A 15,110-nucleotide genomic window follows, 5' to 3' on the forward strand; every position below is an offset into this window, starting at 1 on the left:
TAATTCTTTAGAGTGTATATCCGATGTGTTGACGGCAGGTTGCGTGACCGGTTCCGAAACCGATTGCGTGACAGGATCGTGGCGGATTTCATGGCCGGGGTGGGGTGGGGTGTTATGGGCTATGTGATAGCGGTCTTTATTATTTTCCTCGTCATCATCGGGATGGTTGTGGTGGGGCACCAGACAACCACCGGGTACCTGGAAAAAATTCAGTTCCAGCGCGGCCGCAAGCAAAAGCTGACGCAGGCGTTGCGCGATGCCAAGCAGGGGCTGGCCGATCTGCGTGAGACGCAGATGTTTATTACCCGCCAGTTGGAAGGCGTAGCGGATTACAGCCTTGGTGCTGCGGGGGGCGACCTGATTACGGGCACGGGCAAACCCGCTGCACGCAGGGCTGCCATGGCCCACCACACGGTGGTGGATGTGCTGCTGGCGGAGAAGCTGCTTTCTTCCGAAGACCTGATGAAGGCGGAAAACTATAAGCTGCAATCCAAGTCGCCCTACGCCATAGACGAAATCCTTTCCCTGCTCGGCTACGTAAGCCCGGATGTCATTCAGCGCATAAAGCGGCGCTATCCCAATCTTTCCTGATCAGTCTGGCCCGCCCGGAAGCCTGCGCAGCGGCCATGTGAGATGGCACTGTTTGTGCATTGTTTTACGGTGACGGGAAATTTCTTCAATACCTCCGCGTTGGCACAAGCTTGACCCGCAGGGCAGGCGGGCATAAGTGTATGGATAAGCCAGTAATGGGAGTGCAGTAGCGTATGAACAAGATCCTTGCCCAGGATGAGGTGGATGCCCTGCTCAGGGGGCTTTCCGGCGGAGAGATCGAAAGCGAATCCGATATTCCGGAGGACGATTCCGGTATTGTGCCCTTTGACCTGGCCAATCAGGACCGCATTATCCGGGGGCGCATGCCTGTTCTGGAAATCGTGAACGACAGGTTTGCCCGCCTGTGCACCAATGCGTTGTCCAACAGCATCCGCAAACGTGTGGAATTGAACCCCATTTCCATAGACATGACCAAGTTCGGCGACTTTATGCGCTCGCTGCCCGTGCCCACCAGCATTAATATCTTCAAGATGGAGCCGCTGAGGGGCAATGCCATCATTGTGGTGGATTCGCGTCTGGTGTTCGCCCTTGTGGAGAATTTTTTCGGCGGAGCCGGTTCACAACCCAAGATCGAGGGAAGAGAATTTACCCGCATTGAACAGGCTATTGTGGACCGCGTGATCAAGATTACCCTGGACAACATGGAAGAATCCTGGCGTCCGGTACACGAGGTGAACCTTGAACTGGTGCGCTCTGAAATAAACCCCCAGTTTGCGGCCATTGTGCCGCCCAGCGACGTGGTGGTGGTCATTACCTTTGAGGTGGAACTGGAAACCGCCATCGGCTCGCTTATCATCTGCCTGCCTTACGCCACCATAGAACCCATACGCTCCAAGCTGCATGCCAGCTTCCAGACCGAACGGCTGGAAGTGGACCATGCGTGGGTGGCACGCCTGAAGGAGCGCCTGATGGAAACGCCTGTGGAGATGAAGATACGCTTCGGGGAAACCAAGATTACCGGCAACCAGCTGCTGCGCCTGAAGGTGGGCGACGTGCTGCTGCTGGATACCGACACGGACGATCTGCTGGAATGCACCGTGGCCGGAGTGCGTAAATTCATGGGCATAAGCGGGACGGTGAAGTCCAACAAAGCCTTCCAGATCATCAAGGAAGAAGAACCCAACTATACCTAGCGCGGGAGCGGCGGGAGTGTGTGGCGGCCTTGCGGGGGATAAACCTCTTGCGGGATGGGCCGGGTTCCCATGGCAGTGCTTCAGGCAACGCATGCCGCAACGCGTTCAGCAGAGCGTTCCGCAAAGCATTCTGCAAAACCCCCGGGAAATCACTCAGTAGAGCACGCGGGCAAGGCTAAGCCCCTGCGCCGGGGCTGTGGCCGGAGCCTGCGCCCTGTCGCACGCCGCAAGAAGGGAAGGCACGGCATCCGGTGACAGTTTGCCCGTGCCGCAGGCCACCAGCGTGCCCATGAGGTTGCGCACCATCTGCTTGAGAAATCCGTCTGCCTCGAAATACCATGTCAGTTGCAGCGGAATGCCCACACGGGCGTAGTCCGGTGTATCGGCACCCGGCAACGGGCCGTGCGGACTGCGGCTGATGCTCCGCAGGGTACGCACGCAGGTTTCCACCTCTGTACCCACATTGCGGAAGGTGGAAAAATCGTGGGTGCCTTCCAGATGCCGTGCGGCTGCGTCCATGGCTGCCACATCCACAGGGCCGGTGGCCCAGACGAAGGGAAAAAGGCGTGGCGGGGTGTACCGGCGTGTGAGCCACAGGGAGTAGGCATAGATTTTTCCTGTGGCATTGATGCGGGCGTGAAAGTCGCTTGCCACGCGCTCCACGTCCAGCACGGCAATGTCATCGGGGAGCATGGCGTTGAAGGTGCGCTGCCAGTCCCTGTCCGCCTTGTCTTCCGGCACATCGAAGTGGGCCACCTGACCCTCTGCATGGACGCCGGAATCCGTGCGCCCGCTGCCGAAAATGCGCACAGGCGTGCCGAGCACCCGTTCCGCAACACGTTCCAGTTCTTCCTGCACGGTGGGCTGGGGACGCCGCGAGAATGCCTGAATCTGCCAGCCGCAATAGTTGGTGCCCACGTAGGCGATGGTAAGCTTCAGTCTGGGCATGGACTATTCGAAGGGGAGCTGCATTCTTGTCAGGGCTTCCGAAAGACGTGCGGCCTTTTCCGCGTTGACGAAGGTGAGGATTTCACCGGCCTGACGACCGCGCATGCCTGCCAGAATCTTGACGGCGATGCCTTCATCCAGCGTGCTGAGCACGTCCGCTGCCTGTTTGGCCTTCATGTTGGAATAGACGTCCACGAGGTGGCGCATCTTTTTGTCCTTGGTCTCTTCCGCCTGTTCCAGCATGACCTGCAGACGCTGCTCAAGCTGCTGCAGATTCTGAATCTTCTGATTGATTTCCTGCTGCAGCCTGTTCAGGTCGGCCTCTCGCCGGTTCAGTTCTTCCTGCTTCTGCTGCAGGGATTCACGGGTAAGAGCATCCTGCGGGAATCCGTTGCCCTGCTGGACGGGGGCCTGTTGGGCGGGATCGGCAGGTTGTTGTCCGTCCGGCGGAGCGGCATGCGCGCCGGAAACCGCGAGCAGTGCGCCGGGAGCCGGGGCTGCGGCCTGCTGCACAGTGGCGGGAAGGGTGGGTTCCGCCGGGGCGGTGGTGCTGCTCACAATGGTAGTTTCTCCCAGAAACGGGATATACCAGCCACCCGTATCCACGGCCAGCGTGGTGATGACCACCAGCTTGAAGACCACGGCAAGCGCGAGGAGCTTGCAGAGCTTAAACAGCTTGAGGCTTGTGGCGAATGGTGGCTGTTTCATCGAATTGCTGCCGTTCTTTGAAGAGTTCTTCCTGAGCATGTCGTTTGGCCTGATTTTCTTTGAGTTTGTCGATGAGCTGGCGCTCCTGCGAGCGTTTGACAAGATGCTGCCGCGCCTTGTTGAGCCGCTGGGCCTGTTCCAGCAGGGCGGATTCTGCCCGCGCGATATCTGCGGAAAGGCCCTGTATGAAGTTGCGCAGCAGCCAGATTTCGGCCTGATTATTGGTCTGATACAGTTTGGGTTCGTGTTCGGCAAGGGTTTTGCGGAGCACCGTCACCCGCTGGGCCTGCGCTTGGTACTGCAGTTGTTCCTGCGCGAACGCCATTTTGGCCTGCTCCTCCAGCTGTGCGCGGTATTTTAAGACCTGTTGGAGGCGGAACCGGAACTGTGCCATGTATTTCCTGTATTGCCGGAGGGGCGTTGTGCCGCCCTGCTGTTATGGAGAAAGGGGATTGCCGCCGGGTTATCTTTTCATGTTTCTGCCCGTACTGCCTGCTATTTGTCGGCGTTCTGCCTGTCGGATAGCCGACACCGGGGAGACCTGTACACGGTGATAGCACGGACCGTGCCGAAATGTGCTGCGGGGAATCCTGAACGGCTGATTTTTGTTTTCTGTCCGCAGGGCATGGCCGTTCAGGAGGCAGTATTCCTGTCAGGCGATGAACAGGGCGGCTGCGAACATGGCCGCAAGTTCGCCCCATATGACGGCGGCTCCCAGAAAGTCGCCGTTCATGCCGCCCGCCCGCCGGGAAAGCCTGACCATGGCAAACAGCCCCGCCCCGGCAACGACGCAGGCCACAAGGACGGTCCGGGGGCCGCACAGCGCAAACCCTGCAAGAACGGCCAGCAGACACTGCACGGTGACAACGGCTGGCGTGGCACCTGCCAGAAAGAGCCTGCCCAGCGTGGAGGCGGGCGGTGCGGTGCCGAGACCGGCGGCAAGGGCGGCGGCCGCACGGCCCAATGCCGGTGCCCATACAAGGGCGGGCCACAAGCCGCTTGCGAGCAGTTCACGGGACAACAGCACCTGACCCCCGAGGCCAGCCGCAAGACCGATGACGCCGAACGCGCCTATATGGCTGTCTTTCAGAATGGCCCAGAAGCGTTCTCCTTCCGCGCAGCTCCCCCATGCATCCCACAGGTCGGCCCAGCCATCCCAGTGCAGCGCGCGGGTGAGCCAGACAGAGGCCCCGACCCAGAACAGCGCGCCGAGGGTGGCGCGCGCCCCGCCGGGAATAAACAGTGCGGGAACTGTGACCAGAATGCCGAGCACAAGCCCTACAAGCGTGAAATGGCGGACGGAGCGGCCCATATCCTCCTGGGCGCAGAGGCAGCCCCGCCCCAGTCTGGTCAGAAATCCGAAGGCAACGTGCAGGTCGGACAACATGTTAGGACTCATAGACATCCAGATGCCCGTGCAGGAAGATGCTGTCGCCGATATCCAGTTTCAGGAAGTGGGCGGCGGAGGCTGAATGCAGCACAAGTTCCAGAAATCCCTGACTCCCGGCTATGCACCCCAGCGTGTTGCGGGGCAGCTGCCCAAAGGTGGTGGTGCGCAGTACCCTTTGGGGGGGCGTCTGCCTGATGTACAGGTCCGGCCACAGGGCGATGCGTTCCAGCCACGGAATGGCGCTGAGATTGAGCACCACGTTGCCGAAATGGTCTATGTGCTGCACATGGCAGGCAATGTGGTCGGCAAACCCCACGGGAACCATCCATTCCGGGGTGTACATCTGCGAGACAGGATACGGTTCGCCCAGTGTGTTCAGCGGTTCGCCGCATGCCAGCCGCGCGGCGAGAGGGCAGAAAATGTCGCGCCCGTGAAAGGTGGGGGCGGCATCCTCGAAAATGTCGGTATCCATGCGGTAGCAGGCGGCGGCCGGGTAATCGGAAAGCAGTGGTACCAGCAGTCCGTTGTCCGGAGCCAGCACAAGGCGCTCTGCCACCTCCATGCACAGAATGCCCCGGTCCGTGCCTACGCCGGGGTCCACCACGCACACGAAGACGCTTCCCTCCGGAAAATGGCTGAAGCTGGAGGCCAGAAAGTAGGCTCCCTGAGCCACAGCCTGCGGGCGCACGCCGTGGCAGAGGTCTATGACGGGGACATGCGGCGCAAGCGTGGCGAGGACCCCTTTCATCTGTCCGACATAGGGGTCTGTGTGGCCGAAATCGGAAAGCAGAACGATGGGGGCGGGCATGGAACGAACCTCCTGCAGGTCTGCCGGACATGACACGCGATGGGGATAGCGTGCCTGCCGGGCAGTTGGAAAGCAATCTGCTGCGTTGCTGCGAAATACTCAGGTCTTCCCGATGGCTCTCTGTGCATGTGGCTCAGGAAACAGGCCGGACATTTCCTCTGCCCGGCGTTGTGCCGTTACGGGCGGTCCGCAGCACAAGATTTCCATGGTCTGCCAAGCTGCAAAACAGCAAAAAGCACGATGGCGCAGTATAGCGCGTTCGTGCCGTATCCGTCAAAGGCAAGGGGCCGGAATCAGAGCCGTAATCAAAGATGGAAATATCTTTGGGGGAGCCTGTAGCGCAGACGGGGCTGCTAGTCTGAACTGCCGAAAGTGATGTTGAAGGACAGCGCGTACAGGTGATGGAAAATATCCACATACTCCACATGTACTTCCGCAGGTACACTGATACGGGCAGGGGCGAAGTTCAGTATGCCCCGGATGCCTGCTTCCACCAGATGGTTGGCGGCGCGCTGGGCGCGTTCCGGGGGCGTGGTGATGATGCCGATTTCTGCACCGTTTTCGCCGATCTTTTCTTTAAGCCGTTTGGTGCACACCACCTCAAGGCCGGAAATTTCTTCGCCTATCTTGAAAGGGTCGCAGTCGAATGCGCCCACAATGTTGAACCCGCGCAGGCGGAATTCCTTGTGGTTGAGCAGGGCGCGGCCAAGGTTGCCCACACCGATGAGCACGGTGCGCCATTCTCTGTCTACGCCAAGGGCGCGGGTGATGGATTCGATGAGGCTTTTTACATAGTAGCCCACACCCCGAACCCCGAATTCACCGAAGTAGGCGAGATCCTTGCGTATCTGAGAGGCGTTTACGTTGCATGCCTTGGCGAGCGGTTCGGAGGATATGACCTCCGTACCTTCGCGCAGCAGGTTTTCCAGCACCTGCACATAGACGGCAAGACGCTGGATGGTGGCTCTCGGGATGTGTTCGCTTTTTTGTGACATGTTCTGAGTGTATCCTGATTGTGAAAACTTTCCCATTATAAACCGGAAAAAGGAGGCCGCATAGCGGCCTCCTTAAAAAAGGCGCTATCCGTATGCTTATTTGGTCAGAAGCATAAGGTTAACAACCAGAGCGTAAATGGCAAGGGATTCAACGAATGCCAGGCCAAGAATGAGAGCCACGGTGATCTTGTTGGAAGCTTCGGGGTTACGGGCGGTGCCTTCGCAGGCAGCCTTCAGGCCCATGCCCTGACCGATACCGCAGCCGGCAGCGGCGATTGCCATACCGATAGCGGCACCAAAGTACACCAGGTCGCCGTAGGGAGCGCCTTCGGCAGCAAAAGCCATGGCGGCAACGGACAGGATGGCAACAGTGTTCAGGGCGATCATCATGAACTTACGCATTGTACTACACTCCTAGAACGTTAGTATGTTAGTTGGTCTAAGACCATTTCCCCCGATTAATGGGCGTGTTCCAGCGAACCCTTCAGGTAGATCATGCCGAGCATGAACCAGATGAAAGCCTGAAGGCACTTTGCCAGCAGGAACAGGAAGTAAATCGGAATAGTGCCGAAGATCGGCGCGAGCAGGAAGAACAGGATCAGCACGATTTCCTCACCCCGGATGTTCCCGAAGAGACGGAGCGTAAGGGAGAGGGGACGTGCAGCGTGGGAGATGAGTTCCAGCGGCAGCATAAGAGGAATGAGCCACCAGAAGGGACCGCAGAAATGCTTGATGTAGCCTGCGCCCCAGCGCTGAATACCGATCCAGTTGTAATAGAGGAACGTGAAGAGAGCCAACGCGGCGTTGGTGTTCACGTTCGCCGTGGGTGCGTCGCAGCCGGGCACCAGACCAAGAAGGTTGTTGGTGAGAATGAAGAGGAACAGTGCGATGAGGACGTGAAAAATCTTGCGCCCGTCCTCGCCGATGTTACTGACAACAAAGTTCTCAAGCCCACCGATGATTACTTCAAAAACATTTTGGATCTTTCCGGGCACCATCTTCAGCTGGCCGCGAACGAGAAATGCCAGACTGAAGAGGATTGCCATGGCAATCCATGTATAGAACACATGCTTGAACTCGGTTTGAGTTCCATTGATGGTGATATAGTCCATTCCCGCGAGGGAGGACCATAGCACCGGATGCGGCAATCCACCTGCCATATCCTCATGCCTCCTTGATTTTCCGCTCTGCCCGCCTGAACAGAATTCCGACGAGCATGGTTGCCATACAAGTGGCAAAACCAGCCACGAGTGCCGAACTTGGAACCCTGAGCTTGATAATCAGTCCGAACAGGATAAGTCCGGTAAGCATAAGCCGTACATAGAACCTGAACAGCAATCCCAACAGCATTTGCCGGGTGTAGGTTCGCAGGATGACCTGCTGAATGAACCGTGCCAGCGAATAGAAGCTGAACGTGGCCAGTATCACGCCCACCGCGAAACTGAGCGGCCACAGGGTCAGCCAGACCGTTGAGACTCCAACCAGGACAGAGGTTCCGCAGAGCAGGAGCTGCGCCTTGAGTATGGCCCGGATTTCCGGCAACCTGAAGCCTTTGGCGTACAGGTGCTTTTCAATCCTTTCGCCCATTCCGTTCGGCATCTTGCTTTTCCTGATTCCTTAGGATCTTCTGCGTGTCCACGAACACCGCCTTGAAACCGGCAATGACGCCCAGAATCAAGAAGGTTATGAACAGCCAAGGCTTAGTCCCCAACCAATCATCTAGAAAGTAGCCTACAACCGCCCCCACAGCGGGATGTGTGACCATATGCATGCCCATCGTTCCGACGGTTCCCATAAGGTCGACATACTTTTTAGTGTTGATTTCCTTGTTCTTTTTAATGATCATTCTCCGCACCCCCGTATGAAACGACAACGTTGTTCGTGAGGGGCACTTCGTGCAATCGTTCACAAGTTGGTTCGGTCTATCACGCGATGGTATCCCCGTCAACGGGTGAGGCGGATTGCCTGTGGTTTTTTTCATAAATTTCATGAGGCTCGTAAACTGTTTAGTCAATCAGAGCCGGGAGGCATTGTGCGGCGTGCAGACAGGATGGTCACAGACCCGCAGTGGCTTTGCAGGGTGCTGGATGCGGCACCGTATATTGTTCTGGGGCTTTCCGGCGAGGACGGGCCGTATGCGGTGCCGCTGAATTTTGCCCATGCGGACGGCTGCATCTATTTTCACAGTGCGCGGCAGGGGCGCAAGCTGGATTGCCTGCGCCGTGACCCGCGCGTAAGCGTGACTGCGGTGGCCACAGCACGGCTGGTGGGACAGGGCGGCCGGGCATGTGACATGGGCATGGCGTATGAGAGCGTTTGCGCCAGCGGCACAGCGGAGATTCTGACTGACGGGAAGGAGCGTGGCGAGGCTTTGCGCGCCATAATCCTGCGCTATGGCGGCGACCCTGCCACGGTATCTGAAGCCGAGGCCAGGGGCGTGGCCTTGGTGCGCGTGCGTCTTACCTGCGTGAGCGGCAAGCGGGCCAATATGTCGTGAACATGACGCGATGCCCTGCTGCCGGGGCGTTTTCCGGACAGCCCCGGAGGGTAGACCTTGTCCTCATCCGGGTATATAGGGGATTTGGGGGCGCGGAGAAACGAATCACGCAGTGCGGGGTGTGGGTGCATGGACGGACAGCGCATTCTGAAGATCCTTGTTATTGAAGAAAGGCCGGAATATCAGGATATTTTCCGGGCCGGACTTTCCGGAATGGGGCAGGTACGGCTGCTTTTTGCGCCATCGCTTAAAGTGGGCATTGTGGCACTGAAGAAGACCCCTTTTGACCTGCTCCTGCTGCGGGGCGAAATTTCCGCTGCCAACAACCATGCCCTGATCAGAGCCATTCGGGCCGATGCCAAGTATGACAAACTGGCGGTCATTGTGGTGTATCCCCGATGTGGTACCGATGAGGCGCGCGCGGCGCTGAATGCCGGTGCCACATCGTGCCTGACGGCGCAGTTTGACCCGCAGGCTGTGCGTGCCGCTGTGCTGGAGGCACTGCGGGCAGAGGGGCAGGTGCAGCCCAGACTTGTCCGGGCGGCAGGGACAGCGGAACGGGATGCCGGTTCCGCCCGTCCGCAGGGGAGCAAAGAATCGCCCGGTGCTGCCGCGCCCGCTCCGGATGCGGCCCGTAGCAATGCAGATCCGCGCAAACCGGCGGGCTCTGCGCAGGGGAGTGATGTTCGTCCGGCAGGCCCGCACGGCCCATCTGGTCCCGCTACTCCCCCGGCTTCTCCAACGACTGCGGGCACTCCCGATCCCATTGACGATGACGAGGATGCCAGGCGGCTCGTGCGTTCCGGCGAAGATTTGCTTGCGCGCAGGCTATTTACCAAGGCAGCGCAGGTGTTTTTGGCCGTGCTTAAGCGCAAGCCGCTCTCTGCGGATGCATTTTCCGGCCTTGCGGAGAGTTTTTCCGGACTTGGTGACGCTGTGCAGACCTTTACGTTCCGGCATAAGGCTGTTTCTGCTCTTGCCGTTGAAGGGCGCATGGCGGAAGCAGGCAAGGCGGCGCGCCGCATGGGCGAGGCACCTGCCGGAATGTCTGCGCCCCTTGAAGACCCTTTTCTCATCGCAGGGCGGCAGTTGCAGGAGAGCGGGCAGCTTGACCGGGCCGTAAGCGCGTATGAGACGGGGCTGGAGCGAAGTGCAGGCACCGGGGAACTACGCAAGGAGCTTGCTGTTGCCTATCTGCGACAGGGAAAAGAGAAGAAAGCCGTGCGTACACTTACGGACGGCGGGCTGGATGCCTCGTTGCTGGAGCCGGCACGAAAGGCCATGCGGGCACAGTCCGGGCATTCCTCTGCCGGGGCTGCACAGCAGGGGGGAGGTGGCGGGACAGCCCGGCATACATCCGGCGTTCAGCAGGAGGCATCTGCCGCAGACTGGAAGGAAAAGCGGCAGTATCCGCGTATTCCGCTGGTGGATTTTTCCGTTTCGCTGGGGCGGCAGGATGAGGTGTATATTGTGGTGGATATCAGCATGGGTGGCATCTGTTTCAAGATGGAGCCCGGCATGCTGGAGCCGGGGCAGGTGTTCCGGTTCAACCTGCTGGATTCGCAGGATGTGCGCCTGAAAAAGGTGCAGGCCGTTGTCCGTTTTGTCGGTGCGGACAGGGTGGGCTGCCAGTTTTTGGAGTTGAGCGACACGCAGAAGGCGGCGCTTGAGGAGCTTATTTCTCAGGAACAGAACAAGGCTGCGGAGTCTGATGATGTGGTGCTGGAGGACGTGGCGGGTATTCGCCGTGATCCTTCAGGCAAGATCATCATAGAGGTGGACTGGTAGGCGGCAGCTTGGTCCGGCTCTCCTGAAACTATTAAAAGACAGGTACTCCCCGATGCAGGGAGCAGGGCGGCTAGTGCGCGCCGCCGTAGAGCAGGGGGCGGAAGCCGAAGTTTGCCACGCGTTCCTCGTTGTGACAGACCAGACATTCTTCCATGGTGGGGTTGCTGATAAGGGACGGGTCGCCGCCGGAATCCACATGTTCCGAGCCGGGGCCGTGGCACACCTCGCAGCCCGCGTCACCCAGATGCGGGGTTTTCTCGAAGCTTTCAAACCCGCCCGGTTTTCCGTAGCCCGTGGTGTGACACCCGTAGCAGCCCTGCAGTTCGGCAGCGGTGAGCTTGGGAGCCATGACCTTTATGCTTTTGTCGGACTTGGCTTTTTTCGCAAACTTTTTGAAGTTGGAGTACTGCTCTTCATGACAGTCTGCGCAGGCATCTGTGCCCACATAGGTGGCGGTTGCCGGGGCGGCGGCGGTGTGCCGGGGGGCACTGCAGAACCACAGGGCAAGGGCGACGAGACACAGGAGTAGTGCTTTCTGCTCTGAGAACGTGCGATGCATGGCGGGCAACCTCCTTCCTCTGGGGAATTACGGGTGAGCCGATGAAGGGCCGGGGCAACCGCGGATTACGGTGCCCCGGTGGTTTGCATCTCTGTAGCCCAGAAAAGAGGATTCGTCCATAGTCTGCGAAAATCTCTGGCGAATCGGGGTAGGGGCTGGCTGTTTTTACGATTCCTGTCTGTCTGTCAGACGGTGCAGCAGGACGATATTTTCTATATGCGGAGTGTGCGGGAACAGGTCTACGGGCTGCACCTGCACAATGCGGTAGGCGTGCAGCAGCAGACCTATGTCGCGTGCCTGTGTTGCCGGGTCGCAGGAGATGTGGACAATGCGCTCCGGAGCGCGGGCGGCGATGGCGGCGACCACTTCCGGGTGCATGCCGCTGCGGGGCGGGTCTGTGATGATGACCTGCGGGTTGCTCTGCTCCTCGCGCATGGTGTGGCGCACGTCGCCAGCTATGAATCGGACGTTGCCCGCGCCGCGGTCTGTTGCGTTTTTGCCGGCGGTGTCCACGGCATCTGCCGTTATCTCGAAACCGGTGACGGCTGCGGAGTGCGCGGCGGCACCCAGAGAGAGGGCTCCCACGCCGCAGTACAGATCCCACACCGTTTCCGTGCCGGTGAGCGCAGCCATTTCCAGCGCCTTGGTATACAGGATTTCTGCCGCGCCGGTGTTGGTCTGGAAAAAGGAAGCTGCGCCGCCGATGCACAGGGTGTGGTCTGTATCGCCGATGTGCAGGGTTTCGTGGAGTTCTGTGGCGCCCTGTACCGTGAGGTCGCGTTCGCCGTAGGCTATCTGCGCTTTGTCCGCGCGCTCGGAATGTATGAAGGAAGTAAGGCCCGAAAATGCTTGGGCAAGTTCAGTGCCTAGTGCGGCTACTGCGGCATTGCGCCTGTTGCCGGAAGACCAGTCCGGCGCGGTGATGATCTGCACCATAAGCTGGTTGGTGCGGCGGGTTTCGCGCACCACAAGGAAGCGCAGGTAGCCCTTGCCCTTTTGCGGGTCGTAGGCGGGCATGGCTTCCTGACGGTTGGCCCATTGGCGGACATGCTGGACAATGGCGGTGGCGCGCTGCGATTGCAGATGGCATTCTTCAATATTGACGATGGAATGCGATGCGTAGCGGCGCAGGCCGAGGTGGATGGTGCCGCGGCCTTGCAGGAAGGCGAATTCCATTTTGTTGCGGTAGTGCCGTTCCTGCGGGGAGGCGATGACCGGGGCAACGGGCACATCTTCCGCCCCGGCGATGCGGCGGATGGAGTCTTCCACAAACCGGCGTTTCCATTCAAGCTGGCCTGAGTAGGGCAGGTTCTGCCACAGGCAGCCGCCGCACAGCCCGAAATGCTTGCAGAAGGGGGGAATCTCGTCCGGGGCGGGGGTGACGGTGTGCTGGAATGTTGCTTCGGCAAACCGTTTTTTCACACGGCTGATAGTGGCGCGAACGGTCTGGCCGGGGATGCCGCGGTCTGTGAAGATGACCATGCCTTCGTGGCGGGTGATGGCTTTGCCGCCTGTGGCAAGGGCGTGGATGGGAAGGTCTAGGGTGTCGCCGGGGGCGATGGGGCTGGACATAGGGGCTCCGTATGTATGGTTGCGCGCAAAACTGGTTGCGCGGTCAGTTTGGTTGGGTGAAGGATGCTGGTATTGTTACAGAATTTTTATATTTGTGCGCAAAATCACAAAATGATTCTTGACTTTTCGTGGTTTTGAGGCAACTACTTTTCCTGTGCCTGACCTAGGAAATGTTTGAGAAAAAGGAGCAGAACCATGCTGGCGGAACTTTTTGACAACATGATGCACTCCACCCCGCAGGGCTTTGTGGGTGTGAGCCTTATCTTCATCTACTTCGTGTTCATTGTCTCTGCTGCCTTCTATCGCATCAAGAAGGGCGAGCATCTCGACCACCATTAAGCCGTTTCGCCTTCCGCGCCTTTTCGGCTGCCGGTTCTGGGTTGCTTCGTGTGCGCACGGGGCGGAGCAGGCAGGAGAATGAGACGGGCTTTTCGGCTGTCCTGCATATGGCCGTATCCGTGCTTCTTCCGGAGCGGGTGCTGGCAGGGCTGCTCGTAAGGTTGAATAAGGTGCACGAGCCTTTTGGCTCGCCGTATATTATTGTTACATGTGGCCGCTCCGTTGCAGAACGGGGCGGCTTTTTTTTGTGGTTCCGGGCCAGCCACTGTGCAGAGCCGAAAAGCTGGCGTTGTCTGCTGCCGGTGCTGCGTGGCGGAAAACAGCGGGGCATGCGGGTCTGCGGCAGGAGGCGGTGTCCGGTAGTGTCCGGGCGTGTCTGGTAGTGCCTGGCAGGCTCGGCGGTTCACGGTTCAAGGTTCACTGTTCAGCCGGAAATGACATCCATCAGGTATTGGCCGTATTCGTTCTTGAGCATGGGGCGGGCCAGTTCCGCCAGTTCGGAAGCGGAGATGTAGCCCTTGCGGTAGGCAATCTCTTCCACGCAGGCTATTTTGAGTCCCTGCCTGTCCTGAACGGCACGGACAAACGCCGCCGCCTGATGCAGCGATTCGAAGGTGCCCGTATCCAGCCATGCCACGCCCCGGCCGAGGAGCTGCACATCCAGCCTGCCTTGCTGCAGGTAGACGTTGTTGAGGTCGGTGATTTCCAGCTCGCCGCGCGCGGACGGGCGGAGCGAGGCGGCGATGTCTGCCACGCGGTTATCATAATAATAGAGGCCGGTCACGGCGTAGCGGGATTTGGGGTGCGCGGGCTTTTCTTCTATGCTCAGGGCCTTCATGTTCGCATCGAACTCCACAACACCGTAGCGTTCCGGGTCGCGCACCTTGTAGCCGAAGACGATGCCGCCTTCACGCAGGGTGGCACTGTGCTCCAGCACGGTGGAAAGGCCGTGCCCGTAAAACAGGTTGTCGCCCAGCACAAGGCAGACGGGGGAGTTGCCGATGAAGTTCCGGCCCAGAATGAAAGCCTGCGCCAGTCCGTCCGGGGAGGGCTGCTCCACATAGGTGAGCGAAAGGCCCAGCTGGCTGCCGTTGCCGAACATATCCCGGAAGCGGGGCAGGTCTTTGGGGGTGGAGATGATGCAGATTTCCCGTATGCCGGAAAGCATGAGCACCGACAGGGGGTAGTAGATCATGGGCTTGTCAAAGACGGGAAGGAGCTGCTTGCACACGCCGTGGGTGATGGGATAGAGGCGGGTGCCCGAGCCGCCCGCGAGGATTATGCCCTTCATCAGGAAACCTCACTTGAATGCCATGTTGTGTGGCGCAACGGGGCGCACGTGAACGGATTCCGTAATATACAGAAAGGATTGGGAAATGCAAAGCGGGGAGATTTTTAGGGGTCCGGGGAGAATAAGCCTTGGGGGAGGGCTTTGGTGCGGTACTTCTCCCCGGACACGAGATGAGACACACTCAAGTCCCCTATTACACAGTTTGCAAAGCTTGTCATGCAAAATTTTCTGTAAGGAGTAAATTCTTGCTGACGTCGCGCTGTGAATGCTGCGGATGTTGCGAATGAGGTGGATGCTGCGAATGAGGTGGATGCTGCGGATGAGGTGGAGGATTATTTTGCGGGATACCACGGGCAGGGAGCCAAGCCGGGGCGGACTGGAAATTGGACAGGGTGTGGTGGGGAGGGCCGGTTTGGGAACGGGCAGGCGAGGCATTTTCGCTGTGTGTGCGGCGCGTGCAGGGCAGGTAT

The 15,110-nt window shown here is 59.2% G+C and carries 18 protein-coding genes; 5 read left to right on the forward strand and 13 right to left on the reverse strand.

Features of this window, described 5'->3' with window-relative positions:
* Window positions 1-63: 63 nt before the first annotated feature.
* Together HUV26_RS08775 and fliM are read left to right on the forward strand one after the other, a co-directional pair.
* A complete protein-coding gene (locus HUV26_RS08775) occupies window positions 64-591 on the forward strand; it encodes a hypothetical protein (protein WP_174409739.1) in 528 nt (175 codons plus the stop codon).
* 173 nt (window positions 592-764) lie between these two features.
* Window positions 765-1,745 (forward strand): flagellar motor switch protein FliM, encoded by a 981-nt coding sequence (fliM, locus tag HUV26_RS08780; protein ID WP_174409740.1) that lies wholly within the window; start codon window positions 765-767, stop codon window positions 1,743-1,745.
* Between the two features lie 153 nt (window positions 1,746-1,898).
* On the opposite strand, the gene truA is transcribed toward fliM, so the two are convergent.
* The 10 genes from truA to HUV26_RS08830 form a co-directional block, all read right to left on the reverse strand.
* Entirely contained in the window at window positions 1,899-2,693 is a 795-nt protein-coding gene (truA, locus tag HUV26_RS08785) for a tRNA pseudouridine(38-40) synthase TruA (protein ID WP_174409741.1), read from the reverse strand.
* A gap of 3 nt (window positions 2,694-2,696) precedes the next feature.
* Window positions 2,697-3,401, reverse strand: a complete 705-nt coding sequence (locus HUV26_RS08790) for a MotE family protein (RefSeq protein WP_174409742.1) — start codon at window positions 3,399-3,401, stop codon at window positions 2,697-2,699.
* Entirely contained in the window at window positions 3,361-3,726 is a 366-nt protein-coding gene (locus tag HUV26_RS08795) for a flagellar FliJ family protein (RefSeq protein ID WP_243451325.1), read from the reverse strand. The genes HUV26_RS08790 and HUV26_RS08795 overlap by 41 nt, the downstream gene beginning before the upstream one ends.
* A 327-nt stretch (window positions 3,727-4,053) precedes the next feature.
* Window positions 4,054-4,788, reverse strand: a complete 735-nt coding sequence (locus tag HUV26_RS08800) for an adenosylcobinamide-GDP ribazoletransferase (protein WP_174409744.1) — start codon at window positions 4,786-4,788, stop codon at window positions 4,054-4,056.
* A 1-nt stretch (window position 4,789) separates the two neighbouring features.
* Entirely contained in the window at window positions 4,790-5,599 is an 810-nt protein-coding gene (locus tag HUV26_RS08805) for an SAM hydrolase/SAM-dependent halogenase family protein (RefSeq protein WP_174409745.1), read from the reverse strand.
* Window positions 5,600-5,952: 353 nt separating this feature from the next.
* Entirely contained in the window at window positions 5,953-6,630 is a 678-nt protein-coding gene (locus HUV26_RS08810) for a redox-sensing transcriptional repressor Rex (RefSeq protein ID WP_174409746.1), read from the reverse strand.
* 60 nt (window positions 6,631-6,690) lie between these two features.
* The gene (locus tag HUV26_RS08815; RefSeq protein ID WP_174409747.1) at window positions 6,691-6,996 is read right to left on the reverse strand and encodes an ATP synthase F0 subunit C; all 306 of its coding nucleotides are present in this window, start codon (window positions 6,994-6,996) and stop codon (window positions 6,691-6,693) included.
* Between the two features lie 56 nt (window positions 6,997-7,052).
* Window positions 7,053-7,754 (reverse strand): F0F1 ATP synthase subunit A, encoded by a 702-nt coding sequence (gene atpB, locus HUV26_RS08820; protein WP_174409748.1) that lies wholly within the window; start codon window positions 7,752-7,754, stop codon window positions 7,053-7,055.
* 4 nt (window positions 7,755-7,758) lie between these two features.
* Entirely contained in the window at window positions 7,759-8,193 is a 435-nt protein-coding gene (locus HUV26_RS08825; protein WP_174409749.1) for an ATP synthase subunit I, read from the reverse strand.
* A complete protein-coding gene (locus tag HUV26_RS08830; RefSeq protein ID WP_174409750.1) occupies window positions 8,165-8,440 on the reverse strand; it encodes an AtpZ/AtpI family protein in 276 nt (91 codons plus the stop codon). Before HUV26_RS08830 ends, HUV26_RS08825 begins: the two co-directional genes overlap by 29 nt.
* A 186-nt stretch (window positions 8,441-8,626) precedes the next feature.
* On the opposite strand from HUV26_RS08830, the gene HUV26_RS08835 reads away from it, so the two are divergent.
* Both HUV26_RS08835 and HUV26_RS08840 read left to right on the forward strand, forming a co-directional pair.
* Complete coding sequence (locus tag HUV26_RS08835) at window positions 8,627-9,091, forward strand: pyridoxamine 5'-phosphate oxidase family protein (RefSeq protein ID WP_174409751.1); 465 nt, start codon at window positions 8,627-8,629, stop codon at window positions 9,089-9,091.
* Window positions 9,092-9,220: 129 nt separating this feature from the next.
* Window positions 9,221-10,879, forward strand: coding sequence for a PilZ domain-containing protein (locus HUV26_RS08840; RefSeq protein ID WP_174409752.1), 1,659 nt, complete (start codon window positions 9,221-9,223; stop codon window positions 10,877-10,879).
* A gap of 70 nt (window positions 10,880-10,949) precedes the next feature.
* Here HUV26_RS08840 and HUV26_RS08845 read toward each other — a convergent pair whose 3' ends face one another.
* Together HUV26_RS08845 and rlmD are read right to left on the reverse strand one after the other, a co-directional pair.
* Window positions 10,950-11,438, reverse strand: a complete 489-nt coding sequence (locus HUV26_RS08845) for a cytochrome c family protein (RefSeq protein ID WP_174409753.1) — start codon at window positions 11,436-11,438, stop codon at window positions 10,950-10,952.
* Between the two features lie 165 nt (window positions 11,439-11,603).
* Complete coding sequence (rlmD, locus tag HUV26_RS08850) at window positions 11,604-13,010, reverse strand: 23S rRNA (uracil(1939)-C(5))-methyltransferase RlmD (RefSeq protein ID WP_174409754.1); 1,407 nt, start codon at window positions 13,008-13,010, stop codon at window positions 11,604-11,606.
* Between the two features lie 195 nt (window positions 13,011-13,205).
* Here rlmD and HUV26_RS08855 point away from each other — a divergent pair, with 195 nt between their 5' ends.
* Window positions 13,206-13,349 (forward strand): hypothetical protein, encoded by a 144-nt coding sequence (locus HUV26_RS08855; protein WP_174409755.1) that lies wholly within the window; start codon window positions 13,206-13,208, stop codon window positions 13,347-13,349.
* 424 nt (window positions 13,350-13,773) lie between these two features.
* Here the strand turns inward: HUV26_RS08855 and rfbA are convergent, their stop codons facing one another.
* Window positions 13,774-14,640: a glucose-1-phosphate thymidylyltransferase RfbA gene (rfbA, locus tag HUV26_RS08860; RefSeq protein WP_174409756.1), complete on the reverse strand. Its 867-nt coding sequence runs from the start codon at window positions 14,638-14,640 to the stop codon at window positions 13,774-13,776.
* Between the last annotated feature and the right edge of the window lie 470 nt (window positions 14,641-15,110).

Origin of the sequence: Desulfovibrio psychrotolerans (assembly GCF_013340305.1) — a bacterium.
Taxonomy (GTDB): domain Bacteria; phylum Desulfobacterota; class Desulfovibrionia; order Desulfovibrionales; family Desulfovibrionaceae; genus Halodesulfovibrio; species Halodesulfovibrio psychrotolerans.

Bases quoted from the DNA above. Each gene is read 5' to 3' on its own strand.
- HUV26_RS08800 (WP_174409744.1), bottom strand. From the start codon at position 4,788: ATGTTGTCCGACCTGCACGTTGCCTTCGGATTTCTGACCAGACTGGGG.
- HUV26_RS08830 (WP_174409750.1), bottom strand. From the start codon at position 8,440: ATGATCATTAAAAAGAACAAGGAAATCAACACTAAAAAGTATGTCGAC.
- HUV26_RS08795 (WP_243451325.1), bottom strand. From the start codon at position 3,726: ATGGCGTTCGCGCAGGAACAACTGCAGTACCAAGCGCAGGCCCAGCGG.
- HUV26_RS08840 (WP_174409752.1), top strand. From the start codon at position 9,221: ATGGACGGACAGCGCATTCTGAAGATCCTTGTTATTGAAGAAAGGCCG.
- HUV26_RS08810 (WP_174409746.1), bottom strand. From the start codon at position 6,630: ATGGGAAAGTTTTCACAATCAGGATACACTCAGAACATGTCACAAAAA.
- fliM (WP_174409740.1), top strand. From the start codon at position 765: ATGAACAAGATCCTTGCCCAGGATGAGGTGGATGCCCTGCTCAGGGGG.
- HUV26_RS08825 (WP_174409749.1), bottom strand. From the start codon at position 8,193: ATGCCGAACGGAATGGGCGAAAGGATTGAAAAGCACCTGTACGCCAAA.
- rlmD (WP_174409754.1), bottom strand. From the start codon at position 13,010: ATGTCCAGCCCCATCGCCCCCGGCGACACCCTAGACCTTCCCATCCAC.
- HUV26_RS08815 (WP_174409747.1), bottom strand. From the start codon at position 6,996: ATGCGTAAGTTCATGATGATCGCCCTGAACACTGTTGCCATCCTGTCC.
- HUV26_RS08845 (WP_174409753.1), bottom strand. From the start codon at position 11,438: ATGCATCGCACGTTCTCAGAGCAGAAAGCACTACTCCTGTGTCTCGTC.
- truA (WP_174409741.1), bottom strand. From the start codon at position 2,693: ATGCCCAGACTGAAGCTTACCATCGCCTACGTGGGCACCAACTATTGC.
- HUV26_RS08855 (WP_174409755.1), top strand. From the start codon at position 13,206: ATGCTGGCGGAACTTTTTGACAACATGATGCACTCCACCCCGCAGGGC.
- rfbA (WP_174409756.1), bottom strand. From the start codon at position 14,640: ATGAAGGGCATAATCCTCGCGGGCGGCTCGGGCACCCGCCTCTATCCC.
- atpB (WP_174409748.1), bottom strand. From the start codon at position 7,754: ATGGCAGGTGGATTGCCGCATCCGGTGCTATGGTCCTCCCTCGCGGGA.
- HUV26_RS08790 (WP_174409742.1), bottom strand. From the start codon at position 3,401: ATGAAACAGCCACCATTCGCCACAAGCCTCAAGCTGTTTAAGCTCTGC.
- HUV26_RS08805 (WP_174409745.1), bottom strand. From the start codon at position 5,599: ATGCCCGCCCCCATCGTTCTGCTTTCCGATTTCGGCCACACAGACCCC.